The sequence below is a fragment of the Sphingomonas zeae genome, assembly GCF_014197135.1.
Taxonomy (GTDB): Bacteria; Pseudomonadota; Alphaproteobacteria; order Sphingomonadales; family Sphingomonadaceae; genus Sphingomonas; species Sphingomonas zeae.
In genome coordinates this window covers 240,030-265,409 of sequence record NZ_JACIFA010000001.1, presented here as the reverse complement: position 1 = coordinate 265,409, position 25,380 = coordinate 240,030, and the positions used below count along the sequence as shown (strand labels likewise).

23 protein-coding genes are annotated in these 25,380 nt (G+C 67.1%); 14 read left to right on the top strand and 9 right to left on the bottom strand.

The features are described from left to right. Nucleotides 1–32: 32 nt before the first annotated feature. The 3 genes from GGR45_RS01245 to GGR45_RS01235 form a co-directional block, all read right to left on the bottom strand. Nucleotides 33–965 (bottom strand): 50S ribosomal protein L11 methyltransferase, encoded by a 933-nt coding sequence (locus GGR45_RS01245; RefSeq protein ID WP_175313579.1) that lies wholly within the window; start codon nucleotides 963–965, stop codon nucleotides 33–35. Next, nucleotides 955–1,650 carry an SDR family NAD(P)-dependent oxidoreductase gene (locus GGR45_RS01240; RefSeq protein WP_175313577.1) on the bottom strand — a complete coding sequence of 232 codons (696 nt, stop codon included), beginning with the start codon at nucleotides 1,648–1,650 and terminating at the stop codon, nucleotides 955–957. The genes GGR45_RS01245 and GGR45_RS01240 overlap by 11 nt, the downstream gene beginning before the upstream one ends. A 76-nt stretch (nucleotides 1,651–1,726) precedes the next feature. After that, entirely contained in the window at nucleotides 1,727–3,085 is a 1,359-nt protein-coding gene (locus tag GGR45_RS01235; RefSeq protein ID WP_175313576.1) for a methyl-accepting chemotaxis protein, read from the bottom strand. Between the two features lie 216 nt (nucleotides 3,086–3,301). Between GGR45_RS01235 and sdhC the strand changes: the two genes are divergently transcribed. From sdhC to GGR45_RS01205, 6 genes are all read left to right on the top strand, one after another. Beyond that, nucleotides 3,302–3,712, top strand: a complete 411-nt coding sequence (gene sdhC, locus GGR45_RS01230) for a succinate dehydrogenase, cytochrome b556 subunit (RefSeq protein WP_281394106.1) — start codon at nucleotides 3,302–3,304, stop codon at nucleotides 3,710–3,712. After that, nucleotides 3,712–4,095 (top strand): succinate dehydrogenase, hydrophobic membrane anchor protein, encoded by a 384-nt coding sequence (gene sdhD / locus GGR45_RS01225; protein WP_175313574.1) that lies wholly within the window; start codon nucleotides 3,712–3,714, stop codon nucleotides 4,093–4,095. The genes sdhC and sdhD overlap by 1 nt, the downstream gene beginning before the upstream one ends. Beyond that, complete coding sequence (gene sdhA / locus GGR45_RS01220; RefSeq protein ID WP_175313573.1) at nucleotides 4,095–5,903, top strand: succinate dehydrogenase flavoprotein subunit; 1,809 nt, start codon at nucleotides 4,095–4,097, stop codon at nucleotides 5,901–5,903. The genes sdhD and sdhA overlap by 1 nt, the downstream gene beginning before the upstream one ends. Nucleotides 5,904–6,334: 431 nt before the next feature. Beyond that, complete coding sequence (gene otsB, locus GGR45_RS01215) at nucleotides 6,335–7,081, top strand: trehalose-phosphatase (RefSeq protein ID WP_246357984.1); 747 nt, start codon at nucleotides 6,335–6,337, stop codon at nucleotides 7,079–7,081. Continuing rightward, nucleotides 7,081–8,859: a glycoside hydrolase family 15 protein gene (locus tag GGR45_RS01210; RefSeq protein ID WP_175313571.1), complete on the top strand. Its 1,779-nt coding sequence runs from the start codon at nucleotides 7,081–7,083 to the stop codon at nucleotides 8,857–8,859. The genes otsB and GGR45_RS01210 overlap by 1 nt, the downstream gene beginning before the upstream one ends. Then, nucleotides 8,856–10,271: an alpha,alpha-trehalose-phosphate synthase (UDP-forming) gene (locus tag GGR45_RS01205; RefSeq protein ID WP_246357983.1), complete on the top strand. Its 1,416-nt coding sequence runs from the start codon at nucleotides 8,856–8,858 to the stop codon at nucleotides 10,269–10,271. The genes GGR45_RS01210 and GGR45_RS01205 overlap by 4 nt, the downstream gene beginning before the upstream one ends. Nucleotides 10,272–10,325: 54 nt before the next feature. Here the strand turns inward: GGR45_RS01205 and GGR45_RS01200 are convergent, their stop codons facing one another. Together GGR45_RS01200 and GGR45_RS01195 are read right to left on the bottom strand one after the other, a co-directional pair. Beyond that, complete coding sequence (locus GGR45_RS01200) at nucleotides 10,326–11,453, bottom strand: mechanosensitive ion channel family protein (RefSeq protein ID WP_175313567.1); 1,128 nt, start codon at nucleotides 11,451–11,453, stop codon at nucleotides 10,326–10,328. Between the two features lie 124 nt (nucleotides 11,454–11,577). After that, a complete protein-coding gene (locus tag GGR45_RS01195; protein ID WP_175313565.1) occupies nucleotides 11,578–12,246 on the bottom strand; it encodes a hypothetical protein in 669 nt (222 codons plus the stop codon). Between the two features lie 134 nt (nucleotides 12,247–12,380). Here GGR45_RS01195 and GGR45_RS01190 point away from each other — a divergent pair, with 134 nt between their 5' ends. From GGR45_RS01190 to treF, 3 genes are read left to right on the top strand one after another with little or no spacing between them, the layout of a single operon-like run. Then, the gene (locus tag GGR45_RS01190) at nucleotides 12,381–13,049 is read left to right on the top strand and encodes a response regulator (RefSeq protein WP_175313562.1); all 669 of its coding nucleotides are present in this window, start codon (nucleotides 12,381–12,383) and stop codon (nucleotides 13,047–13,049) included. A gap of 26 nt (nucleotides 13,050–13,075) precedes the next feature. Further along, on the top strand, nucleotides 13,076–14,401 hold the full coding sequence (locus GGR45_RS01185) for a sensor histidine kinase (RefSeq protein ID WP_175313561.1): 1,326 nt from the start codon (nucleotides 13,076–13,078) through the stop codon (nucleotides 14,399–14,401). Between the two features lie 13 nt (nucleotides 14,402–14,414). After that, on the top strand, nucleotides 14,415–15,983 hold the full coding sequence (gene treF / locus GGR45_RS01180) for an alpha,alpha-trehalase TreF (protein ID WP_175313559.1): 1,569 nt from the start codon (nucleotides 14,415–14,417) through the stop codon (nucleotides 15,981–15,983). Between the two features lie 56 nt (nucleotides 15,984–16,039). Here the strand turns inward: treF and GGR45_RS01175 are convergent, their stop codons facing one another. From GGR45_RS01175 to GGR45_RS01165, 3 genes are read right to left on the bottom strand one after another with little or no spacing between them, the layout of a single operon-like run. Then, the gene (locus GGR45_RS01175) at nucleotides 16,040–16,651 is read right to left on the bottom strand and encodes a hypothetical protein (protein WP_246357982.1); all 612 of its coding nucleotides are present in this window, start codon (nucleotides 16,649–16,651) and stop codon (nucleotides 16,040–16,042) included. Further along, nucleotides 16,648–17,811, bottom strand: coding sequence for a M48 family metallopeptidase (locus GGR45_RS01170; protein WP_246357981.1), 1,164 nt, complete (start codon nucleotides 17,809–17,811; stop codon nucleotides 16,648–16,650). The genes GGR45_RS01175 and GGR45_RS01170 overlap by 4 nt, the downstream gene beginning before the upstream one ends. A 13-nt stretch (nucleotides 17,812–17,824) precedes the next feature. Next, nucleotides 17,825–18,589 carry a hypothetical protein gene (locus GGR45_RS01165; RefSeq protein WP_246357980.1) on the bottom strand — a complete coding sequence of 255 codons (765 nt, stop codon included), beginning with the start codon at nucleotides 18,587–18,589 and terminating at the stop codon, nucleotides 17,825–17,827. Nucleotides 18,590–18,831: 242 nt separating this feature from the next. Here GGR45_RS01165 and rplK point away from each other — a divergent pair, with 242 nt between their 5' ends. After that, on the top strand, nucleotides 18,832–19,263 hold the full coding sequence (gene rplK / locus GGR45_RS01160) for a 50S ribosomal protein L11 (protein WP_007407063.1): 432 nt from the start codon (nucleotides 18,832–18,834) through the stop codon (nucleotides 19,261–19,263). A gap of 4 nt (nucleotides 19,264–19,267) precedes the next feature. After that, complete coding sequence (gene rplA, locus GGR45_RS01155; RefSeq protein WP_175313557.1) at nucleotides 19,268–19,960, top strand: 50S ribosomal protein L1; 693 nt, start codon at nucleotides 19,268–19,270, stop codon at nucleotides 19,958–19,960. 366 nt (nucleotides 19,961–20,326) lie between these two features. Here rplA and GGR45_RS01150 read toward each other — a convergent pair whose 3' ends face one another. Beyond that, nucleotides 20,327–21,226 (bottom strand): sugar kinase, encoded by a 900-nt coding sequence (locus GGR45_RS01150; protein ID WP_175313555.1) that lies wholly within the window; start codon nucleotides 21,224–21,226, stop codon nucleotides 20,327–20,329. A gap of 137 nt (nucleotides 21,227–21,363) precedes the next feature. Between GGR45_RS01150 and uxuA the strand changes: the two genes are divergently transcribed. Genes uxuA through GGR45_RS01135 form a run of 3 tightly spaced genes read left to right on the top strand, consistent with a single transcriptional unit; the run spans nucleotide 21,364 to nucleotide 25,348 of the window. Beyond that, nucleotides 21,364–22,566 (top strand): mannonate dehydratase, encoded by a 1,203-nt coding sequence (gene uxuA / locus GGR45_RS01145; RefSeq protein WP_246357979.1) that lies wholly within the window; start codon nucleotides 21,364–21,366, stop codon nucleotides 22,564–22,566. Further along, entirely contained in the window at nucleotides 22,563–23,975 is a 1,413-nt protein-coding gene (uxaC, locus tag GGR45_RS01140; RefSeq protein WP_175313553.1) for a glucuronate isomerase, read from the top strand. The genes uxuA and uxaC overlap by 4 nt, the downstream gene beginning before the upstream one ends. Then, nucleotides 23,972–25,348 (top strand): mannitol dehydrogenase family protein, encoded by a 1,377-nt coding sequence (locus GGR45_RS01135; RefSeq protein ID WP_285138708.1) that lies wholly within the window; start codon nucleotides 23,972–23,974, stop codon nucleotides 25,346–25,348. The genes uxaC and GGR45_RS01135 overlap by 4 nt, the downstream gene beginning before the upstream one ends. Nucleotides 25,349–25,380: the final 32 nt, after the last annotated feature.

The window sequence follows — 25,380 nt, the reverse complement described above, 5'->3', positions numbered from 1 at the left end:
AAGGAGGGGAAAGGAAGGAACGCACCAAAAAATCAGATATCGAGCGCCCAGCCGTCACGCCCCTTGGGATCGAATGGCGCGTTCGGCACGAAGCGCTCCGCCCCCGCACGCAGACGCAGGACGCTCCAGTCGCCGCGCCGGTCGACCGTCTCGAACGTGCAGCCACAGGCTTCATAGGCCGAGACCACGTCCGCGCGCTGGGTTTCCAGCAGTCCCGCCAACACGAGGGTCGCCTCCGGACCGGCAATCGCCGCCAGTTCGGGCGCCATCGAGATCAACGGCCCGGCCAGGATATTGGCGATGACCAGATCATAGGGCGCGCCTGCCATGATCGGATCAGCGAGCGCGCCGTCGGCGACGATCAGCTCCACCCCGTCGACACCGTTGATCGCGGCATTCTCGGCCGTCACATCGATCGCGATCGGATCGATGTCAGTCGCGACAACCTTCGCCTCGGGCCAGAGGTAGCGCGCGGCAAAGGCGAGCAGGCCGGTGCCGGTGCCGACATCGATCGCGTTCGTCACCCTCTCCTTCGCCATGCGGTCCAACATGGCGAGGCAGCCGCTGGTCGTCTCGTGATGTCCCGTGCCGAAGGCGCGGCCCGCCGGGATGTGGAAACCCCGCAGACCCTCGGGCACCGCCTCGTCGCCGGTGTGGACGAAGAATCGCCCGACCGACAGCGGCGCGAGCCCCGCCTGGCTCATCGTGACCCAGTCCTGTGCGGGCACATGCTCGACGGTGGCGGGATGGTCGCCCGCGCTCGGCACCAGCGCGCGGATCGCTTCGATCGTGGCAAGATCGGGTTCCGCCTCGAAATAGGCATCGAGCCGCCAATGCTCGCGGTCGTCCTCCACCTCCTCGGTGGTCATGATGACCGCGTCGATCGCCAGATCGTCGGCCGCATCGATCGCCTCCGCCTCGTCGCGGGTGCAGGGCAGGGTCAGCTTCCAGCTGTCAGCGGACATAGCTGGCTCCATTCACGTCGAGGACCGCGCCGGTCATCGAAGGGGGCGCGTCGGTACACAGGAAACGGACAGTGGCGGCGACTTCCTCCGGCGAGGCGACGCGGCCGAGCGGAATGTCGGCGAGCAGCTTGTCGCCCCCCCGGCTGGCGAGATAATCGTCCGCCATGCCCGTCATGGTGAAGCCGGGGCAGACGGCAAAGGCCAGAATCCCCTGCGCGGCATAGCCCCTGGCGATGGTCTTGGTCATCGCGACCATGCCGCCCTTGGATGCGGCATAATGCCAATGCGCCGGACTGTCGCCGCGATAGGCGGCGCGGCTGGCGACGTTGACGATCCGGCCACCGACACCCCGTTCCTGCCAGTGTAGCACGGCGAGGCGGCACAGTTCGGCCGAGGCGGTCAGGTTGACCTGCATCGTCCGCGCCCAGCTGTCCGACCAGTCATCGGCGTCGAGCGGGCTTGCCTCGAAAATCCCGGCATTGTTGACGAGGATGTCGATCGCCCCGCCCGCCTGGTCGAGCGCTTCGTTCCACAGGCGCGCGGGGGCGGCCGGATCGGAAAGATCGGCCGCGATGCCGCTGCGCGTGGCGTGGCCCAGAACCCGCGTGCCGGGCAGATCGCCCAGTGTCGATGCGATGGCTGCGCCGATGCCCCGGCTGCTGCCCGTTACCAATATCGTCGTCATGGCACTGCCGTGCCGGTCGATCGCCGAAGCGTCAACCGCCGGGATCAATCCCCCCGGCACGGAAGGATCGGGTGCGTCAGGCGGCGACGCGGGCGACGAACTGGCTCGCGCTGGCCTTCAGGTCGCCGAGTTGCGTATCGAGATGGTCGAAGCCGCGCCCGACCCGATCGATTTCCTGCGCGACATGCTCGGTATCCTGGCGGATCGCGGCGATGGTGTGCGACATCGAGTCGGCGGCCAGCGCGGTTTCATCTACCGCGGCGGTGATCGCGGTGACGGTCTGGGCCTGCGCCTCCATCGCATGACGGATTCGCTCGGCCGACACCTGCACCTCATGGACCGTCGCCTTGATGGAGGCGTTGGTCTCGACCGTGGACCGGGTCGCCGCCTGGATCGCGGCGATCTTGGTCGCGATATCGTCGGTTGCGCGCGCGGTCTGGCTGGCGAGGCTCTTTACCTCCTGCGCCACGACCGCGAAGCCCCGCCCTGCGTCGCCCGCGCGCGCCGCCTCGATGGTCGCGTTGAGCGCGAGCAGATTGGTCTGCCCGGCAATATCCCGGATGAGCCCCAAAATCGATTCGATCGACTTGGCGTGATCGGACAGCATCTCCGACATGCCAACCGCCCGCCCCGCCTGATCGGCGGCGCGATTGGCGACGTCGGCGGCCTGGTCGACTTCGGTCCGGGCATCCTCGATCGCGCGGATCAGCCCGGCGGCAGTCTGCGCCGCCTCGCGCATCGCGACCGCCGACTGTTCGGCGGCAGCGGCGACCTCGCTCGACTTACCCAGCATCCCGCGCGTCGAAAGCGACGCATCCTGCGCCTGGCGTCGCAGATCCTGTCCCTCGACCGTGGCATTTTCGACGACCGCGGCGATGCCGTTACGGAAATCCCCGACCAGCCGCTCGCGCTCGCGCTCGTCACTCCAGCTGCGATACGCCGAGAACAGCGCGACGGTGAGTTCGGTTTCCATGCCATAAACCCGGAGCAACGTGTCGACCGCGACCCCGCGTCGCGGATCGTCGGCGGCCATGTCCTCCAGAATGATCTTCAGCGCCGCCCGGTCGCTGGCGCATGACATGGCCAGCACGTCCATCGGCGCGACCCGAGCGGCATAGGCGGAGGCGATCGCACGCCCGAGCGACTCGAGCCATTCGCGGCCCGCCAGATCACAGAAGCGGTTGCGCAGATAGGTCCGTCCCGCCGTCAGCTGGCGTTCGCGGTCCAGCGGCGCCCATTCGGGCTGGTCCGGATTCTTGTACCGCCAGTGGTCCCAATACGCGTTGACGACCTCGTCCACGCGCGGCTCGATCACCGGCCATAATTCGGCGGCCAGTCGGACCAGCGAGCGATCCCCCCCGTCGAAAGCGCGAACCCGGGCGTCGAGGTCGATGTCGGCCGTAATGACGGTGGACGGCGGCAGATCGGCATTCAAGACGGGGTCCCCCCTGGAATCGCTTCAAGGTTTCGCATTCTTCTTCGCCAAAAAGGGTTAAAGGGTGCTTATGCAGGCGTGACGCCACGCCCGCGAAGGCCGCGATTCGGTATCGGCGGCACCGCCGGATGCGCTGGCGACTTGCATCCTGGCGGCGTCTTCATCATAGGCGTATCCGCAAACCAGCCTGACTTTAGACTGTTCGAGGATCTGCCCTTGGCCGCCCGCAACACCGCACGCCCGCTCTCCCCGCATCTCCAGATCTGGAAATGGGGTCCCAACATGCTGGTCTCCATCCTGCATCGTGCCACCGGTACGGGCATGGCGACCGTGGGTGCCGCGCTTCTCGTCTGGTTCCTGGCGGCCGTGGCCGCCGGTCCCGAAAGCTATGCGACGTTCCGCGACGTGTTCACCCTGGACTCGGGCCGTCTGAACGTCGTCGGCTATGTGGTCGGCATCGGCCTGACCGCCTGCCTGTTCCAGCATATGGCCAATGGCATCCGCCACCTGTTCATGGATGTCGGCGCCGGGTTCGAGCTGAAGTCGAACAAGCGTCAGGCGCAAGCCACCATCGTCTTCGCCGTCGTGATGACGGTGGCCTTCTGGCTCTATCTGGGGATCAAGTGATGCGTTCCGGAACCGCGATCGGCCGCGTGCGTGGCCTGGGCTCGGCCAAGTCGGGCACCCATCACTGGTTGAACCAGCGCCTGACGGCGGGATCGAACTTCCTGCTGGTCGTCTGGCTGCTGATCTCGATCCTGCGCCAGCCCTCGTTCGATTACGCATCGATGCATCTGTGGCTGTCCAACCCCTGGGCCGCCATCCCGATGGTGCTGCTGGTCGCCTCGATCTTCTATCACATGCGCCTCGGCCTGCAGGTCGTGATCGAGGATTATGAGCAGGACCAGAACCGGGTCGCGCTCCTCGTCGTCATGAACCTGTTCGTCTTCACGATCGCCGCTGTCGCCATCTTCTCGATCCTCAAGATCGCCTTCGGAGCCGCTGCATAATGTCCGCTGCCGCCTACAAGATCATCGACCATACCTATGACGCCGTCGTCGTGGGTGCGGGCGGCTCGGGCCTGCGCGCCACCATGGGCATCGCCGAGGCAGGGCTCAAGACCGCCTGCATCACCAAGGTGTTCCCGACCCGCAGCCACACGGTCGCGGCGCAGGGCGGCATCGCCGCCTCGCTCGGCAATATGGGTCCCGACCACTGGACCTGGCACATGTACGACACCGTCAAGGGGTCGGACTGGCTGGGCGACCAGGACGCGATCGAATATCTGTGCCGCGAGGCGCCCGCCGCCGTGTACGAGCTGGAGCACGCGGGCGTGCCGTTCAGCCGCACCGAAGAGGGCAAGATCTATCAGCGCCCCTTCGGCGGCATGATGCAGAATATGGGCGAAGGCCCGCCTGCGCAGCGCACCTGCGCCGCCGCCGACCGTACCGGCCACGCCATGCTGCACGCGCTGTACCAGCAGTCGCTGAAGTATGACGCGGACTTCTTCATCGAATATTTTGCGCTCGACCTGATCATGGACGAGCAGGGCAATTGCCGCGGCGTGATCGCCTTGTGCATGGAAGACGGCTCGATCCACCGTTTCCGCGCGCACAATGTCGTGCTGGCGACCGGCGGCTATGGCCGCTGCTATTTCTCGGCCACTTCGGCGCACACCTGCACGGGTGACGGCGGCGGCATGGTGCTGCGTGCGGGCCTGCCGCTCCAGGACATGGAGTTCGTGCAGTTCCACCCGACCGGCATTTACGGCGCGGGCGTCCTCATCACCGAGGGTGCGCGCGGTGAAGGCGGCTATCTGACCAACTCCGAGGGCGAGCGCTTCATGGAGCGTTACGCGCCGTCGGCCAAGGACCTCGCCAGCCGCGACGTCGTGTCGCGTTCGATGGCGATGGAAATCCGCGAAGGGCGCGGCGTCGGCAAGGAGGGGGATCATATCTACCTCCATCTCGACCATATCGACCCCAAGGTGCTGGCCGAGCGCCTGCCCGGCATCACCGAGACCGGCAAGATCTTCGCCGGTGTCGACCTGACCCGCCAGCCGCTGCCGGTCACGCCGACCGTCCACTATAATATGGGCGGTATCCCGACCAACTATCACGGCGAGGTCGTCCGCCTGAAGGACGGCAACCCGGATTCGGTCGTCCCCGGCCTGTTCGCGGTCGGCGAAGCCGCCTGCGTATCGGTGCACGGCGCCAACCGCCTGGGTTCCAACTCGCTGATCGACCTGGTGGTGTTCGGCCGCGCGACCGGCCTGCGCATCAAGGACACGCTGAAGCCCGGCACCCCGCACGCGCCGCTGCCCAAGGGTTCGGAAGAGCTGGCGCTGGGTCGCCTCGACCACTTCCGCAACGCCGCTGGCAGCTCGACCACCGCATCGGTGCGCAGCGAGATGCAGAAGACGATGCAGCGCCACTGCGCCGTGTTCCGCACCGACGAACTGCTGACCGAAGGTCGCCAGATGATCCGCGCCACCTATGACCGGATGAAGGACATCGGCATCAAGGATCGCTCGCTGATCTGGAACACCGATCTGGTCGAGACGCTGGAGCTGGACAACCTCATCAGCCAAGCGGTCGTGACGATGGAATCGGCGCTGAACCGCAAGGAAAGCCGCGGCGCGCATGTGAACGAGGACTTCCCCGATCGCGACGACGCCAACTGGATGAAGCACACCGTCGCGACCTTCGACGGCTGGGGCGGCCAGGGCGGCGGGGTCGAGATCGACTATCGCCCGGTCCACGACTACACGCTGACCGACGATATCGAGTATATCAAGCCGAAGAAGCGGGTGTACTGAGGCCCGGTTTCACGGTTCGGAATGAAGGGGCTGGCGAGCGATCGCCGGCCCTTTTTTTTCGGGTTGCGCATGACAGCACACCCCTTCTTACTCCCCCCCGCAGGCGGGAGGGGGTGAGTTTGGCATATATCGTCAGCACAGATGCGAACCGCCCTTCTGCTCCCCTCCCGCAAGCGGGAGGGGCCGGGGGAGGGCAAGCCACAAGCGACGCCGCCCGTAGAAGGGCCCTCCCCCCATCCCCAGTTTCAGGTAAACGATGCCCCGCATCGTTTACCTGAAACTCGCCTGCGGGAGGGGGCGTGCCTGGACGAATGCCGTTGGGCATAGCCAAGAGACATGCGCTCCTTCCGTAATCATTTCGGCAGCGCAGCGGAACGCCAGCGGCGGGGATGGGTTCACTTGGCATGTCCGCATCCGCTATGCTTTCGCCCATGCCGGCCGACCTTACCCCGCCCCCTACCCGCCTGTCCGCGACCGACAGCCTGTTCCTGGATTTCGACGGCACGCTGGTTGAGCTGGCCGACAATCCCGAGGCGGTGCATGTCAGTGCTGCCCTCGCCGACCGGCTGGATGCGCTGGCCGCGCATATGCCCGGCCGCCTCGCCATCGTCAGCGGCCGCTCCATCGCGCAGCTCGACGCGCTGTTCGGCCCGCAGGCACAGCATTTCACGCTCGCGGGCAGTCATGGCGCCGAGCGCCGTACCCCCGAGGACGGGCATAGCCAGCCCGAAAGACCTGCTCATCTGGCCACCGCCACCGAGGAAATGCAGGCGGTCGCGCAAGCCCATGATCTGTATTTCGAGACCAAAAGCTTCGGCGCGGGCCTCCATTATCGCCGCAACCCCGATGCGGAGCCGTTGGCCCTTCGCGAAGCCGCCGCCATCGCCGAACGCCACGGCCTGACCCTGCAACCGGGCAAGATGATGGTCGAGGTCCGCCTGCCCGGCGACAAGGGCCAGGCGATCGAGACGCTGATGGAAACGCCCGCGATGCGTGGCACCGTTCCGATCTTCTTGGGCGACGACGTGACCGACGAGGACGGCTTCGCCGCCGCCGCCGCTTTGGGCGGTGCGGGCGTGCTGGTCGGTCCGATGCGTGAAACCGCCGCGCATTACCGTCTGCCCGATGTCGCTGCCGTCCACCAATGGCTCGCCCGAGCGCTGGAGAATGCCGAATAATGCAACAGGACATGAATCTCTGGCCGATCGGCAATTGCCAGGTCTCGGCGCTGATCGATTCGCTGGGCCGTTTCGTCTGGGGCTGCGTGCCGCGCGTCGATGGCGACCCGGCCTTTTGCGCACTGCTCGGCGATGGTGCGCCGGAAACCGGCTATTGGGCGATCGAGCTGGAAGACCGGGTTTCGACCACGCAAGGTTACTTACGCAACACCCCGATCCTGGTCACCACGCATATGGACGACCGGGGCAATGGGATCGAAATCACCGATTTCTGCCCCCGCTTTTCGCGCGAGGGGCGCGTCTATCGCCCGACCAGCTATGTGCGGATCGTCCGCCCGATCGGTTCGCCGCGCATCCGCATCGCGCTTCGCGTCGCCACCGACTGGGGCAGCCCGACCCAACGGACGCAGGGGTCCAACCATATCCGTTATCTGATGACGCATCAGACGCTGCGGCTGACCACCGATGCGCCGGTCGGCCATATCGCCGCCGAGCAATGGTTCCGGCTGGAGCGGCCGATCCATATGTTCCTGGGGCCGGACGAGAGCTTCGCGGGCGTGCTTAGCGAAGCCAGCCGCGCGATGCTGGAGCGCACCACGCATGAATGGCATCACTGGGTGCGCGGCCTCGCCACGCCCGTAGAGTGGCAGGCCGTTGTCATCCGCGCCGCCATCACCCTGAAACTCTGCCAGCATGAGGAAACCGGCGCGATCGTCGCGGCGCTGACCACCTCGCTGCCTGAACATGCCGATTCGGGACGCAACTGGGACTATCGCTACTGCTGGATCCGCGACGCCTATTATACGGTGCAGGCGCTCAATCGGCTGGGCGCGCTCGACGTGCTGGAGGGGTATCTCGAATATCTGCGCAACATCGTCGATGCGGCCAAAGGCGGCCATATCCAGCCGCTCTACGGCGTCGGCGGCGAGCCCACGCTGATCGAGCGGGTCGAGGACAAGCTGCCCGGCTATCGCGGCATGGGGCCGGTGCGTGTCGGCAACCAGGCCTATGAACAGATCCAGCACGACGCCTATGGCCAGATCGTGTTGTCCGACGTGCAGGCGTTCTTCGACACCCGCCTGTTCCGCATGTCGGGGCTGGAGGATTTCCACTCGCTGGAACGTGTCGGCGAACGCGCCTGGGCCAAATACGATCAGCCCGATGCGGGCCTGTGGGAACTGCGCACCAAGAGCCATGTCCACACCTATTCCGCCGCCATGTGCTGGGCGGCGTGCGACCGGCTGGCCAATGCCGCGCAGGCGCTGGGCCTGGAGGAGCGACGCGCCTTCTGGCAGGAGCGCGCCGACCTGATGCGCGAGACGATCGAGCAGGCCGCTTGGCGCGAGGAAACCCAGCGCATGTCGGCGACCTTCGGCGGCGACGACCTGGACGCCAGCATCATCCAGTTGCTCGACCTGCGCTTCCTGTCGCCCGACGATCCACGCTTCCGCTCGACCCTGGACGCGGTCGAGGAGGGCCTGCGCCGGGGCAGCCATATGCTGCGCTATGCGACCGAGGATGACTTCGGCCTGCCGCATACCGCCTTCAATGTATGCACTTTTTGGCTGATCGAGGCGTTATATGTCACCGGGCGTCATGAGGACGCCCGCGCGCTGTTCGAGGAGATGGTGGCGCGCTGCACCCCCGCCGGGCTGCTGTCCGAGGACATCGACCCGAATACGGGCGAGCTGTGGGGGAATTATCCGCAAACCTATTCGCTGGTCGGCCTGATCAACTGCGCCGTCCTGCTGAGTAAACCATGGAGTGCCGTGCGATGAGTCGCCTGATCGTCATCTCGAACCGGGTCCAGCCGCCCACCTCCGGGCCGGGCGGAAATCAGGGCGGGCTGGCGGTCGCACTCCTGGCCGCGCTGCGCGAACAGGGCGGTATCTGGTTCGGCTGGTCGGGGGAGACGACCGAGGAATTCAGCGGCCATATCAACTTTCAGCAGGGCGGCGGCGTGACGACCGCGACCATCGACCTGGAAGAGCAGGATATCGACGAATATTATAACGGCTATGCCAACCGGACGCTGTGGCCGCTCTTCCACTATCGCATCGACCTGACCGAGTTCGAACGCGATTTCGATTCCGGCTATGCGCGCGTCAACGAGCGCTTCGCCGAGACGGTGCAGCCGCTGATCGAGCCCGACGATTTGGTGTGGGTCCACGATTATCACCTGATCCCGCTGGGCCGCGACCTGCGCAAGCGCGGGTTCAAGAACCGGATCGGCTTTTTCCTGCACATCCCCTGGCCGCCGGTGCGGCTGCTGATGTCGCTGCCCAGCCATCGCAAGCTGGTGGAATCGCTCTTCGCCTATGACGTGGTGGGTTTCCATACCGAGGACTGGCTCGACAGCTTCCGCGACTATGTGACCAAGGAGCTGGGCGGCACGCTCGGCGACAATGGCGAAGTGACGTGGAACGGCAAGACGATCCAGGCGATCCGCGCGCCGATCGGCATCGAGACCAAGGAGTTCGAGGAAGCGGCGAATGGCCACGACGCCCGTTTCGCGCGCGAACGCATGTACATGTCGGCGACCGGCCGCAGCCTGATCGTCGGCGTCGACCGGCTGGATTACTCCAAGGGGCTGGCCGAGCGTTTCCTGGGCTATGAACGCTTCCTGGCGCAGAACCCGGAGCGGCGAGGCCTGGTCTATATGCTCCAGATCGCACCGCCCAGCCGCGAGAAGGTCAACACCTATCAGGAGATTCGCGCCAATCTCGATTCGCTGTCGGGGCGGATCAACGGCGAATTTGCCGATATCGACTGGGTGCCGATCCGCTACGTCAACAAGGGGTTTCCCCGGCCAGTACTGGCGGGCATCTATCGCGCGGCGCGGATCGGGCTGGTTACCCCTTTGCGGGATGGTATGAACCTGGTCGCCAAGGAATATGTCGCGGCGCAGGACCCCGAAGACCCCGGCGTGCTGATCCTGTCGCGCTTCGCGGGTGCTGCCGAGCAGTTGAAGGACGCGGTCCTCATCAACCCCTACAGCGCCGAGGAAATGTCCGACGCCATCGTGCAGGCCCTGACCATGCCGCGCGAGGAACGCGTCCGCCGCTGGGAATGCCTGATCGACAATGTCCGGCGCGAGGATGTCTTCTGGTGGTGCGAGCTGTTCCTGACCGCGCTGCGCGGGGATGCGGTAAAGGCCGAAGCCAAGGCGATTGAGGCGGCGGCTTCTTAAATTCCTCCCCTGTAAGGGGAGGTGTCGCGCAGGGCGCGACGGAGGGGTGTCCCGCTATCGAGAGGGTGACACCCCTCCGTCAGGGCTTCGCCCTGCCGCCCCCCCTACAAGGGGAGGAATAGGAGACGAATGCTCCAGCCGCCGCTTGGGCAGCGCTTCGGGCATTTCCAGCCGGATATATTCCAGCAGCCCCTCGCGAATCTCGCACCGCAGATCGAACGCGATCGCCGCATCGCGCGCGGTCATCAGCCCGCGCACCTCGATCGAATCCGGCTTCACGTCCGTCACCTGCATGTTGAAGAACCGCCGGTCCCAGCGCGGGCTCGCCTCGACCAGCTGACCCATCTTTTCGCGCAGGCGGGGAATATCCGCCGCCGGATCGAGATACCAGAAGACCGACCCCAGCAACTGGCTGGTCTCACGCGTCCAGTTCTGGAAGCTGTTCTCCAGGAACTTGGCGACCGGCACGACCAGCCGCCGCTCGTCCCAGATGCGCACCACGACGAAGGTCAGGTGAATCTGTTCGATCCGCCCCCATTCGTTATCGATGATGACCACGTCGTCGAGGCGGATCGGCTCGGTAAAGGCCATCTGCACGCCCGCGATCAGGTTCTTGAGCGCAGGCTGTGCGGCGGCACCGACGACCAGGCCGGCGATACCCGCCGAGGCCATCAACGTGACGCCGATGGTGCGGATGCCCGGCACGCTCAGCAGCATCAGGCAGACGGTCAGGAACACGATCAGGAAGATGCCGATCCGCCCCAATATCTGCGCCCGCGTCCGCTTTCGCCGGGCGCGCAGGTTATCCTCCACGCTGACATCGGCGCGCAGGTAAACGACGCCCTGAAGCGCGCGGAGGGCCGACACCGCCAGCCAGCCCAGCAGCGCCGGTACGCCGAAACCCAGCACCTGCCGCCAGATGTCGCGCCCGTCGCTCGTCATCGGCACCAGCCGCATCGCGAAGCTGACCGCGATGGCGATCGCCACCCAGCGCAACGGCTGGCGGATATGTTCGAGAACAAGATCGTCGCTCTGGCTGGCCGTCCGCCGCGCGGCATGGCCGGCGATCCGCATCGCGACGGCATGCACCACGACCGCGATCAGGATCGCGACCGCAATGATCGTCACATTTTGAAGCCACAGCCATTCGGCCGGAATGTCGAGCGATCGAAGCCAGCGCATGGGGGGCTAAAGAGTGGGAGGCGCGAAGGTTCCTCGGTTACGCCATTCCCTTCGTCCGCCCCCTCCCCCAAAAGCAAAGAACGCCCCCCGGCCGAAACCGGAGGGCGTCTTCGTCAAATCCCGATCACCGCGCCGGACGCACCGCACCCGTGGGGGCAGGAGCCGGAGTACCGGCGGGCGGGGGCGGCGGTACGGGCGCATCCTGTGGCGCCATACCGCTCACCGGCGCAGGCGGCGGAGGCGGGGGCACCGCGCCCGGTGCGCAGCCACCCGGAGGGGGCGGCGGCAGGGGAGCGCCCGGACCACCCGGCATCCCCGGTCCGCCCGGACCGCCGGGCGGCGGCGGAGGCGGGCCGTCACCCCGCGGACCGCCGGGGCCACGCGGACCTCCCGGCGGCGGCGGCGGGCCGACCGGCACGACCGAACCGTTCGGATCGACCAGATACTGCGCGTGCATCATGCCGTCGTCATAGCGACCCTGCACCATCACATTGCTGCCGACCGAGGGCATCGCATCGCGGTTGGTAGCGACCATAGCGCGGCCGGTCGCGTCCTGTACCACGAAGCGGTCGCCGAAGACTTCGGCCACCCGCCCCTTTGCGGTGACGACGCCGCTGGTCGAGGACAGTTTGGCGATCGGCGTCGGGATGGTCGGCGCCATCGTGACGCTCGGCCGGGTCATCGAGACGGCGGCGGCGCCACCGCCCGCGCCCAGCGCGATCAGGATAGCCGCCGCGGCGGCCAGCGGTGCCTTGCCCTGCAGTCGGGGGGTCGGGATGTTGAAGCGAGACATTGTCGATCTCCTTGGTTGATGCCCCGCTTTTAGGTGATTCGGCCCGATGCCCGCTGAACCGCGCGGTTCAGATTGGGTTTAAGCTGTGCGACGATAGCCGGGCCTGCGGGGCGATAAGGGGACGACGAACGGACATGCGAATCCTGCTGGTCGAGGATGATCCCGCGCTGGGTCCCGCCATCGCTCGGGCCTTGCGCGCCGAACAATGCGCGGTCGATCTGTTCGCCAGCGGCGTCGATGCGGGCCATGCGGGCGACACCGAAATCTATGACGCCGCCGTGCTCGACCTAGGGCTACCCGATGGCGACGGCATCAGTCTGTTGAAGGCATGGCGCGAGGCGGGGCGCGCGCTGCCCGTGCTGATCCTGACCGCGCGCGATGGCTGGTCGGACAAGGTGGGGGGGTTCAAGGCGGGGGCCGACGATTATCTGACCAAGCCCTTCCGCGTCGAGGAGCTGGTCATGCGGCTGCGCGCGCTGGTCCGCCGCGCGGCGGGCCATGCCCAGCCGCGTCTGACCTGCGGCCCGCTTTCCTTCGACAGCCAGACGGGTCAGTTCGAGCTGGACGGCCTGCCGCTGAAGCTCACCGCGTTCGAGTGGCGGGTGCTGTCGGCGTTGATGCTGCGCAAGGAGGCGGTCATCCCCCGGCTGGAACTGCTGGAGCGCGTCTATGAGGGCGATGCCGATGTCGACTCCAACAGCCTGGAGGTGATCGTCGGCCGGTTGCGCAAGAAGATCGGCGCCGACCTGATCGAGACGGTGCGTGGGCTGGGTTATCGGCTGACCGCCGGAGAGCGTGCGTGAGACTCCCCCGGTCCATCCATGGCCGGATGATCCTGATATCGGGGGCGGCGATTCTGCTGGCGCTGCTCCTCGCAGGTTGGGGACTGGCGAGCGCGCTGGAGGGGATCGTCATGCGCGGCCTCGACCAGCGGCTCGATTCGGAGATCGCCGTCCTTGCCTCCGCCGTCGACAAGCAGGGCGCGGTGGATCGCACGCGCATCGCCCAACGACGCGGTTTGCTGGAACCCGAACCCGGCTGGCGCTGGCGCATCGCGGGGCCGGACGGGGTGATCGGATCGGACGATTTCCCGCCGCTTGCTGCGCCGCATCCGCCGGATCCGATCGCGCGCAACTCCGTGCCGGGTCCGCCGCCCGGCCCCAACCCCGTCGAACCGCCCCACCCCGCCGAGGGTCGCACCGAACAGGGCGCCCGCATCCATGCGCGCCAGATCGCCATTGCCTCGACGCGGGGGCCAGTGACGATCGCCGCCGCCGCGCCGCGCGCGGTCGTGGCGCGGCCGATCCGGGCGGCTGTGGTACCGCTGCTCGCGATGCTGGCGGGATTGGGCGTTCTGCTGGCGGCGGCGAGCCTGGTACAGCTTCGGCTGGGCCTGCGACCTCTCCGTCGAATGCGCGACCAGGTTGCCGATATCCGCGCCGGAACCCGCGCCCGCGTCGACGAGGATCAGCCCACCGAGCTTCGCCCGCTCGCCGCCGAATTGAACGCGCTGACCGCCGATAGCGAACGCGCGCTCACGGCGGCGCGTGCCTCGGCGGCGAATCTCGCCCATGCGCTCAAGACGCCGGTGGCGACGCTGGCACTCGATCTGGCGAACGACCCGCCTCGCACCGAGCAGGTCGCGCGGATTGACGCAACCATCCGCCACCACCTTGCCCGCGCACGGGTTCAGTTGGGCACCAGCCGCGCCGCGACGGCGCTCCGCCCGGCGATCGAGGATCTCGCCCATGCCATCGCGCGGATTCACGCCGACCGGGGAATCACGATCACCACCGATATGACGGACGCGCTGATGGTCGCGATCGACGCACAGGATCTGGACGAGGTCGCGGGCAATCTGATCGACAATGCCGCACGCCATGCCCGCACTGCGGTGGCGATCATGGCAGTCGCCGACGGGCGGCAGATCCGCCTCAGCGTCACCGATGACGGCCCCGGCATCCCCGAAGCCGACCGGATCCGCGCCACGCAGGCGGGCGCGCGGCTGGACGAAGGCGGCGACGGGCACGGCTTCGGGCTGGCAATCGCGCGCGAACTGGTTGCGCTGCACGGCGGCGAGCTGATGCTGGACGAAGCGCCGGGCGGGGGCCTGTCCGCCATTGTTACATTGCCCCGCGCCGCCCGAACCGAATAGTCAGGAGAGGAAGATGATCGTCACCCGCTTGCGCCCGCTGGTCCTGCTGCCCGTGCTGGCGTTTCTGCTCCAGGCCCAGAATGCGCCGCCCTCCCCCGCCGATATCTACGGCCCGCTGTTCGGCGCGGTGCAGGAGGCGCAGGTGTTCCCCGACGGCAAGACCTTTGCCGACGCGGTGCCGCGTCAGGCTCCGCAAGCGATCATGGCCGCCTATGCCCGTGAAAAGCCGGTCGGCAAGACCGCGCTGGCTGCGTTCGTCCGCCGGCATTTCTCGGTACGCGGCGACACGCAGGCCCGCCCGCCGTTGCGCGAACGCATCCGCGAACTCTGGCCGATCCTGGGCCGCGCGCCCTTCGCGGCCGTCGCGGGGTCGTCGGCGCTGGGCCTGGACCATGGCTATGTCGTGCCGGGCGATCGTTTCCAGGAGATTTATTACTGGGACAGCTATTTCACCATGCTGGGGCTGAAGGCCGATGGGCAGGCCCCGCTGATCGAGGCGATGCTCGCCGATTTCGTCGACCTGGTCGAGCGCTACGGCCATGTCCCCAATGGCACCCGGACCTATTATCTCAGCCGCTCGCAGCCGCCCTTCCTCGCGCTGATGATGGACCTGTCGGACAATCGCGATCCCGTTCTGGCGAAACGGCGGCTGGCGGCGCTGATCCGTGAGCATGATTACTGGATGGCGGGGGCGAACTGCCTGGATGCGAGCGGCGCGTGTGGCCATGTCGTGCGGATGCCCGATGGCAGCCTGCTCAACCGCTACTGGGACGCGCGCGACACCCCCCGCGACGAAAGCTGGCGCGAGGATCGCGAGACCGCCGCCAGGGCCGCCCCCCGCCCCGCCACCGTCGTCCAACGCGATCTGCGCGCGGCCGCCGAGTCGGGCTGGGATTTCAGCTCGCGATGGCTGGCCGATCCGATGCGGCTGGAGACGATCCATACCACCGACATCGTGCCGGTCGATCTCAACAGCCTGTTGTGGATGGCCGAAACCCGCATTGCCGCGCGGGCCACCGCCGCCGGGGATGCAGAGACGGCGCGCCGCTTCACCGATATGGCGGCGCGGCGCAAGGCGGCGATCGACCGCTATCTCTGGGTGGCGGGAGAGAAGCGCTTCGCCGATTGGGACCGGATTGCCCGGCGCCCCACGGCGGCGCGAACCGCTGCGTCGCTTTTCCCGCTGTTCGCCGGGCTCGCCAGCACGGAACAGGCGCGCGCGGTGGCCGCGACGACGCGCACCACGCTGGTCGGCGAAGGGGGCCTGCGCACCACCGGCATCCGCACCGGCCAACAATGGGATGCGCCCAATGGCTGGGCGCCGCTGCAATGGGTCGCGGTCGAAGGGCTCGGGCGTTACGGCGAACAGACGCTGGCCAAGGATATCGCCCGCCGCTGGATCGCCACCGTCGCGCGCACCTATGCCGAGACGGGTAAGCTGCTGGAGAAATATGACGTCGAGGAACGGCGGCCGGGCGGCGGCGGCGAGTATCCGACGCAGGACGGCTTTGGCTGGACCAACGGCGTGACGGCGGCGATGTTGGAGCGCTGGCCGGATTTGGGAGAGCGGAGCGCCCGTTGAATGTCACCTCCCCGCCCCGCGGGCGAGAAGGGTCGGGAGGAGGGAGAGGCGCTCCGTCACAATTTCGCGCTGTCCGCCACCTGTCGGAACGACGCGACCCCGGCGTCGAAATAGTGCAAGCGCGGCGCCTCGAAGGTGATGAGGTACAGTTTGCCGTCAATCATCGCCCCGCGCCCCTCGCCCTTGCGCGGCAGATCCTCGTTGGGGCGGGTGAAACTATAGGTGAAGCGGATGCCCGGCTTGCCCGCAAAAGCCATCGGCTCCATCCCCTCGACGGTGAAAAGCGGTGTGTCGAGCGCGATGCGATAGCTGTTCTCGACCAGCGTCGGAATGTCGGTCACCAGCATCGTCGCCTTGACCCGGGGCAGCGGCTTGTTGCGCTTGCTGACCTCGCGGAACAACGTGCGTTCGGGCTCGATCCCGCCATAGAAGGTCAGGTCGTTCAGCGCGTCGCCATCGAAGGTCCATGTCTCCGAATTGCGGCCCGGTCGCGCACCCAGCTTGTTCCACTCCACCGCCGGCGTGACCGTCAGCATCGACTTGGCGACCGCCACCGGCTGCCCCGGAACGATCAGGCGATTGCCCGCCGCCACCGGTGCCGCGATCAGCCCCAGTCCGATCGCCACGATCCCAAACTTGTTCCCAAACTTGTTCCCAAACTTGTTCATTGCACGCCCCCTTCCCCGATCAACATTGCCATGGCCGCCCGGTCGCTCGCCGCCGGGGCCTTTTCCAGATAGGTTTTCAGCGCGGCACGCCCCGCCGCCGCCTGCTGACCGCGCAGCAACGACAGGCCCAGCCCGCGCCAGGCGATCGGATCGGTGCAGCCCGCATCGATGGCTTGCTGATAGAATTGCGCCGCGCTCACCAGGTCACGCGGATTGCCGCGTTCGCGATAAAGCTCGCCGCGCGTCAGCAGCAGGTCGGACGTCCAGTGCCCGGTCGCCAGTTCGCCGAGCAGATATTCCGATCCGCCGAAATCGTTGCGCTTGATCTGGTCGGCCAGAAAGGTCGCGCGCCACGGCCGCATCGCCGTCAGGAACGCCTCGCGCGCCTCGTCACCGCGCTCGCCATCCGTGCCTGCCGTTTCGCGCAGATAGGTCGCACGGGCGAGTTCGGTCGGATGGTCGGCGAAGAAGCCTGCGGAATAGTGATGGGTGACGCGTCGTTTGCGGCCCAGCGCGGTCGCATCCTCCTCCGCCATCAGCCGCTCCCAGATGCGCGACGCGGCCAGCGGGCGATAGCCGGCTGCCGTCAGATAGCGCAGGCCCATGAGATCGGCCTCGGTCTCCTGCGCGCGGCTATAGGAGAAGTGAAGCTGGATCAGACTGACCGGCAAGGTGCTGTAGGGCGAGATCACGCCCGTCCAGGCGATGATGTCGCCGATCGTCCGTCCCCGGCGAAACGTCTTCAGCTCGTGGCGCATCTCGAAATGCCCGAACTCATGGCCGAGCACTGACGCGAGTTCCGCCTCGTCGCGCAATCGGAGCAGCGCGCCGGTCCACACGATCATCATGCCGTTGGGCGCCATGAACGCGTTGAAATAGGGCGCGCGCACCACATAGACTCGCACGCCGCGGCAGCGCCCTTCGCCGACCGACCGGCAGAGGACCTTGCCTATATAGGCGTTCAACGCCGCGTCGCGGATCACGGCGGGCGAGTCGCGCAGGTCGCGCTCCGCCTCATCCGCCTGTTGCCACAGGCCGCGCTCGTCGACGGTCGTCGGCGTATAGGCCGTGCCATAAGGCGGCAGCGGCGCCAGCCTGTCGGACGCGCCCGCGCCCAAAGCCGCGCCCGCGAGCGCGGCGGCGATCATCCATCCGGCCATGCCGCCCCTCCTTTTAGCGTGCGGCGGTCTTGGTGGCGGCGGACGTCACCGGCGCTTCGACCGGCTTGCCCGGAAACCCCTCCAGCAGCTGCGCCACGCGCTTGGCCGCACCCTCGGGCGTGCGGACATCGCCTCCCATGGCCAGGTCGGCGTTCAACCACACCAGGTCGCCGGTCTTCAGGTCGATCAGCCCGGCATAGCCCTTGTGCACGCCCGCGCTGACGCCGACGCCGACTGCGGCGGCCGCGAATACCTGAAGCAGCTTGCGCCCGGTCGAGCCGTAATGATCCTCGGTCGTCACGAAAAGCGCATAGTCCGCGCCCTGCACGCCCGGCAGGCTGGCCACCTCGGACCCGATCGACCACAGGAAACTGTCGTCGCGCTTCTTGGTGGGCAGGCGATTGCCGGGGAAGAACTGATAGGTCTGGACCGAATCGGCCAGCGCGGTGAACAGCGCACGATATTCATGCGCCACGGCCGCGCCCTGCCCGACCGGCTCGACATAGGTGACGACCCGGTTGCCCAGCTGCCCTTGCGCCTCGGCCAGCGCCTTGCCCAGATTCTCGCGCGCCTGGTCGGTCCAGTCGGCATTGGGTTCGTATGCCCCACCGGTCGACTGCGCGCCGACCGCGATTTCGGGCCGCATCAGGACGATGGTCACAGTGCCGGGCGCCAGCGTGAAACCGGGTTTGTTGCCAGTCTTTTCCTGCGCCGTCAGCGGTGTCGCAGTCATCGTCAACGCCGCCGCAAAGGCCAGCGCGCCCCATCCCCGTCGCATGTATCGAACCCCCGTTCGAGCGATGGCGGAACCGGTCGCTCCCTCGACCGAGTCGTCCATCATGAACGCAAGGTGACATGGCCGGATCGGCCCTGACAAGCGCAATCCACTCCTTGCCATTCCCCCCATTTTCGGGTAACGGCGCACGCTTCCCAAGCATCATGCGACGGAACCCTTGCGGGAGGGTGCGCTGGCGTACGCCACGCGCCCGTCACGACCGCTAGACTCGAAAAGAGAGTGACATGGCAAAGAAGATTACCGGCTATATCAAGCTGCAGGTCCCTGCAGGCGCCGCCAACCCCTCGCCGCCGATCGGCCCGGCGCTGGGTCAGCGCGGTGTGAACATCATGGAATTCTGCAAGGCGTTCAACGCGCAGACCGGCGAAGTCGAGAAGGGCACCCCGCTGCCCACCGTCATCACCGTCTATGCCGATCGTTCGTTCTCGTTCGAGACGAAGACCGCGCCTGCGACCTACCTCATCAAGAAGGCGGCCAATCTGAAGTCGGGCTCGAAGGAGCCGGGCAAGGTGTCGGCGGGCAAGATCGCGCGCTCGAAGCTCGCGGAAATCGCCCAGGTCAAGATGAAGGACCTGAACGCCAACGATATCGAGGCTGCGACCAAGATCATCGAAGGCTCCGCCCGCGCGATGGGCCTCGAAGTGGTGGAGGGCTAAGATCATGGCGAAGCTGACCAAGAAGCAGAAGGCCGTCCAGATCGACGCCGAGAAGCTGCACGGCATCGACGAAGCGATCTCGCTGGCGCGCACCCATGCGACCTCGAAGTTCGACGAGACGATCGAAGTCGCCGTGAACCTGGGCGTTGACCCGCGCCACGCCGACCAGATGGTCCGCGGCGTCGTCACCCTGCCCAAGGGCACCGGCAAGACCGTTCGCGTCGGCGTGTTCGCCAAGGGCGCGAAGGCCGACGAAGCGCGCGCCGCTGGCGCCGATGTCGTGGGTGCCGAGGACCTGATGGAAACCATCCAGGGCGGCACCATCGATTTCGATCGCTGCATCGCGACCCCGGACATGATGGGCGTCGTCGGTCGCCTCGGTAAGGTTCTCGGCCCCAAGGGCCTGATGCCGAACCCGAAGCTGGGCACCGTCACCATGAACGTCGCCGAAGCCGTCAAGGCGGCCAAGGGCGGTCAGGTCGAGTACCGCGTCGAAAAGGCCGGCATCATCCATTCGGGCATCGGCAAGGCGTCGTTCCCGGCGGAAGACCTGCGCGCCAACTTCGACGCGCTGGTCGACGCTCTGATCAAGGCCAAGCCGTCGGGCGCGAAGGGCAAGTATGTCCGCAAGGTCGCCGTCTCGTCGACGATGGGCCGCGGCATCAAGGTGAACGTCTCGGAAATCCCGGGCGCGTAATCGCCGCCAGCTATCAGGCTGACAGGATTGGGGGTCGGGACCGAGGTTCCGGCCTCTTTTTCGTATGTGGTGCCGAGGACGCCTCTACTGCCGTTCAGCCTGAGCAAAGCCGAAAGCCACGCCGTTACCTCGCCGCGAGCGAATGCCGTGCACTTCGGCTTCGCTCAGTGCGAACGGCGGTGGGTTTGGGGGTGGGATATGTGCAAATCACTCCCCTCCCCTTCAGGGGAGGGGCCGGGGGTGGGGCGCTTCCGCGAGCGGATCGCTTGGTGGTGAGGCCCCTCCCCAACCCCTCCCCTGAAGGGGAGGGGCTAATTGGGTCATGCCATGACCGACCCTTTAATTTTGGTCAGTCCAAAACGCTCCTCAACGCGGCAAATCATCATCCCGCGCCGGGATCGCCCCTGAACGCATCACCGTCCACCCGGCCAGTCTATGCCCGCGCACCGCCGCGTCCGCCGGCGACAAACCATCCAGCCGCGCACCCAGATAGCCCGCGTTGAACGCATCCCCCGCCCCGCTGGTATCGCGAGGGCTCAGGCGCTCCGGCGGGGGAACGATACCGACACCCGTGACCAGACAGCCATCGGCGCCCAGCTTCACCACGACCTCGCCCGCGCCCAGTGCCAGCCAGTGATCGCGCACCTCCTCGGCCGAGACCGCGCCGACCAGCATCGCCTCGTCCTCCAGCGTCGGCAGACCGATGTCGCAGGTGCTGATCGCCCGGCGGCATAGCGCGCGCGCCTCGTCTTGGGCAGCGAACAGGCGGGGGCGGTAATTGCCGTCGAACGCGACCCGGCCGCCCCGCGCGCGGACCCGTTGCGCCAGATCAAACAGATGCTCGCGGCTCGGCTCGTCCAGGATCGCCAGGGTGATGAGCGAGAAGAGCAGAAGATCGGCCTGTTCGGCCTCGGCCATCACCGCCTCGCTGCCCGGCAGGGACAAAGTGCGCCGCGCGGCGCTCTGTCCGCGCCAATAGGAGAAGCTGCGTTCGCCCGCCTCGTCGGTCGTGATCGCGTACAGACCGGGCATCCGGGTCGGATCGCGCAAGGTCAGACTGGTATCGATCCCCTCCGCCGCCCAGTCCTGGAGCAGCGTCGCGCTGAACGGATCGTCGCCCAGCGCGGTCACATAGCGGACGCTACGGTCCATCCGCGCCAGATGGATCGCGGTGTTGAGCGTGTCGCCGCCATGACCCAGCCGCCAAAGACCACCTTCGGCCCGCGACAATTCGATCATCCCTTCACCGACGACGACGATCTGCATTCCACCTATCTCCTGCCCTACCCCGCCACGCCGACATAGTGGCAAGGCCAAAATTTGTAACTGGTCAATCCGAATGTCGAATGCTACCGCTAACCCTAGCGAAAACGCGATATGGGACGAGGGTAGCGGACGTGTTGATGATCCAGTCTATGCGGTGGTTCGGACCCGCCGACCCGATCGACTTGTCCCATATCCGTCAAGCGGGCGCCACCGAGGTCGTCACCGCGCTCCATGAAATTCCCAACGGCGTGGTGTGGCCGCGCGAGGCGATCGCCGAGCGGCGCGCGATGATCGAGGCGGCCGGGCTCGGCTGGTCGACGGTGGAAAGCCTGCCGGTGCACGATGCGATCAAGCGGGGCGAGCTGACCGACGAACTCGTTCAGGCTTATGGCGACAGTCTGCGCAACCTGGCGGCCGAGGGCGTGCGGACCGTGACCTATAATTTCATGCCACTGCTCGACTGGACGCGCACCGACCTGGACTGGGAGTTGCCCGACGGTGCAACCGCGCTGCGTTTCGAATGGGCGGCGGTAGCGGCCTATGACATCCATATCCTGCGCCGTCCGGGCGCCGAGGCGGATTATTCGGAGGCCGTTCGCGCCGCCGCCGCCGAGCGCTTCGCCGCGATGACGCCGGAGGAACGCTACAAGCTCGAACGCACGATCATCGCAGGACTTCCCGGCAGCGAAGAAAGCTTCGACTCCCCCGCCTTTCTGCGCGCGATCGACAGCTATGCCGGGATCGACGCCGAGGCATTGCGCGCCAACCATATCGCCTTCCTGCGTGCGGTCTGCCCGATCGCCGAGGAAGTCGGCATTACGCTCGTCGTCCATCCCGACGACCCGCCCTTCCCCATTTTCGGCCTGCCCCGTGTGGTCAGCACGGCCGACGACCTCGATCATCTCTATGCCGCCGTACCGTCGATGGCGAACGGACTGTGCTTCTGCACCGGCTCGTTCGGCGCGCGGCCGGACAACGACCTGCCCGCCATGGTCCGGCGCTTTGCCGACCGGATCGACTTCCTCCATCTCCGCTCGGTCGGCTGGGAAGCAGGCGAGCGCAATTTCCATGAGGCCGAGCATCTGGGCGGCAATGCCCGCATGACCGAAGTCCTGCAGGCAGTCGTCGAAATCTCCCACGCGCAGGGCCGTGCGATCGTAATGCGTCCCGATCATGGCCATCGGATGATGGACGACCTGCACCGCATCTCCAATCCCGGCTATTCGTTGCTCGGACGGATGCGCGGGCTAGCCGAGCTGCGCGGGCTGGAGCAGGGAATCGTACATATGCTGGGGCTGAACGCGGCCAGGACCGAAGCCGCGCTGGAGATGATCGCATGACCGGCAAGCTGGAGCTGCACCCCGACCGGCTGTTGCCCGCCGACCCGACGACGCGGGGCATCGCGCGGACGCTTTATGCCGAGATCGCCGACCTGCCGATCATCAGCCCGCATGGTCACACCGATCCACGCTGGTTCGCTACCGACGAGCCGTGGCGCGACGCCAGCGACCTGCTGCTCGCGCCCGACCATTATGTCTTCCGCATGCTCTACAGCCAGGGCATAGCGCTCGACGATCTGGGCATCCCGCATCGCGGCGGTCGCCCCGCGACCGATCCGCGCGAGGCGTGGAAGCTGTTCGCGGCGAACTATCACCTGTTCCGGGGCACGCCGTCGCGCATGTGGCTCGACCATGTCTTCGCCGAGGTGTTCGGCTTCGACGTCGCGCTAGAGGAAGCGACCGCCGACCGCTATTTCGACGCGATCGGCGAGGCGCTCGCCACCCCCGCCTTCCGCCCGCGTGCGCTGTTCGAGCGGTTCCGGATCGAGTGTCTGGCCACGACCGAAGGCGCCGACGATCCATTGATTCATCACCAGGCGATCCGCGACTCAGGGTGGTCGGGCCGGGTCATCACCACCTATCGCCCCGACAGCGTCATCGATGTCGAGCATGAGCAGTTCGCGGGCGCGATGCAGCGCTTCGCCGAGCTGACCGGCGAGGACGTCTATAGCTGGTCGGGCTATCTCGCCGCCCATGCCAAGCGCCGTGCCGCCTTCCGAGCGCTGGGCGCGACCGCGACCGATCATGGCCACCCCACCGCGGCGACTGCGAACCTTTCCACGGCCGAATGCGAGACGCTGTTCGCGCGCATCGTCGGCGGCCGCTGGACGCCCGCCGATGCCGAGCTGTTCCGCGCGCAGATGCTGACCGAGATGGCGAAGATGAGCGTCGCGGACGGCATGACGATGCAAATCCACCCCGGATCGTTCCGCAACCATAATGCGGGCCTGTTCGCCAGCCATGGTCGCGACAAGGGCGCGGACATGCCGATGCGCACCGATTACGTCCATGCGCTCAAGCCCATGCTCGACGTCGTCGGCAATGAGCGCGACCTGACCATCATCCTCTTTACGCTGGACGAAAGCGTCTATGCGCGCGAGCTGGCCCCGCTGGCCGGGCATTACCCGTGCCTGAAGCTCGGCCCCGCCTGGTGGTTCCATGACAGCCCGGAGGGGATGCGCCGCTTCCGCGAGATGACGACCGAGACGGCGGGCTTCTACAACACGGTGGGTTTCAACGACGACACCCGCGCCTTCCTGTCGATACCGGCGCGGCATGACGTGGCGCGGCGGATCGATTGCGGCTTCCTCGCGCGCCTCGTCGCCGAGCACCGAATTGAGGAGGATGAGGCGGTCGAACTGGCCCATGCCCTGACCAACGGGCTGGTCCGTACGGCGTACCGGCTGTGACCCGGCTGAGCGAAGCGACCGCCACGACTCTGCCCGATAGCGTGGCACGCCCCGGCTATGACCGGGCGGCTCAGCGGATCGGCATCGTTCATATTGGGCTCGGCGCGTTCCACCGTGCGCATCAGGCGGTCTATACCGACGACGCCATGGCGGCGGGCGACCGCGACTGGGCGATCGCGGCGGCTTCGCTGCGCTCGGCGGGCGTGCATGACCAGATGGCGTCGCAGGATGGGCTCTACACCGTCACCGAACGATCGAGCGACGGGGAGGCCGTCCGGCTGATCGGCGCGATCCAAGAGACCACCGTAGCGGCCCAGGCGCCCGCGCGTCTGGCCGCCCTGCTCGCCGCGCCCGACACACGCGTCGTGACGCTGACCGTCACCGAAAAGGGTTATTGGCGGCGGCCCGATGGCGCGACCGATCTGGCGGGCATCGTCGCGGACGGCAACAGCATCTATCATTATCTGGCGCAGGCGGTGGTCGCGCGGCGCACCAGCGGACGGGATCCGCTGACATTGGTCAGTTGCGACAATCTGCCCGACAATGGACGGGTGCTGCGCGCCGCGCTGGCCGCCTTTCTCGGCCATCAGGGGCAAACCGCCGATCGCGACTGGTTCGAACGGGAATGGCGCTGCCCCAATACGATGGTCGACCGGATCGTCCCCGCCGTGACCGATGCCGACCGCGACCGCGTCGGCGCGGCGCTGGGCCTACGCGACGAGGCCGCCGTCATCACCGAACCCTACCGCCAATGGGTGATCGAGGATGATTTCGCCGGGGACCGGCCCCGCTGGGAAGCGGGTGGTGCGCAGTTCGTCGCCGATGTGGCGCCTTATGAAACCGCCAAGCTGCGGATGCTGAACGGCGCGCATTCGGCGCTCGCCTATCTGGGTCTGGAGCGTGGCCACATATTCGTTCACCAGGCGGTCGCCGATCCCCAGATCCGCCCCGTGGTCGAACGGTTGATGCGCGCCGAGGCGGCGACCAGCTTCACCGCCGCCGAGGGGCAAGCGCTGGAGCCCTATGCCGATGCGCTGCTTGCGCGCTTTGCCAACACGACGCTGGAACATCGCCTGTCACAGATCGCCAGCGACGGATCGCAAAAGGTCGGCCCGCGCTGGCTGTCCTCGCTGGCGGCGCATGGCGGGGACGCGCCTGCGACGCTGACCGCGCTGGCGGCGTGGCTGCGGTTCATCCGCACGGGCAATGACGCCTCGCCCGATCCGCGTCGGGCGGAACTGGCCGGGCTTTGGGCCGACGGCGATGCGGCGTCCGTGGTCGATGCGTTGTTCGGGGCGCAGGGTTCGATGGCGGGCCTATGGCGACCGACCGAGGCGCAGCGTGCCGCGCTGATCCGCGAGATCGAACAGTAAATCCTCCCCGGTACGGGGAGGGGGACCATCCG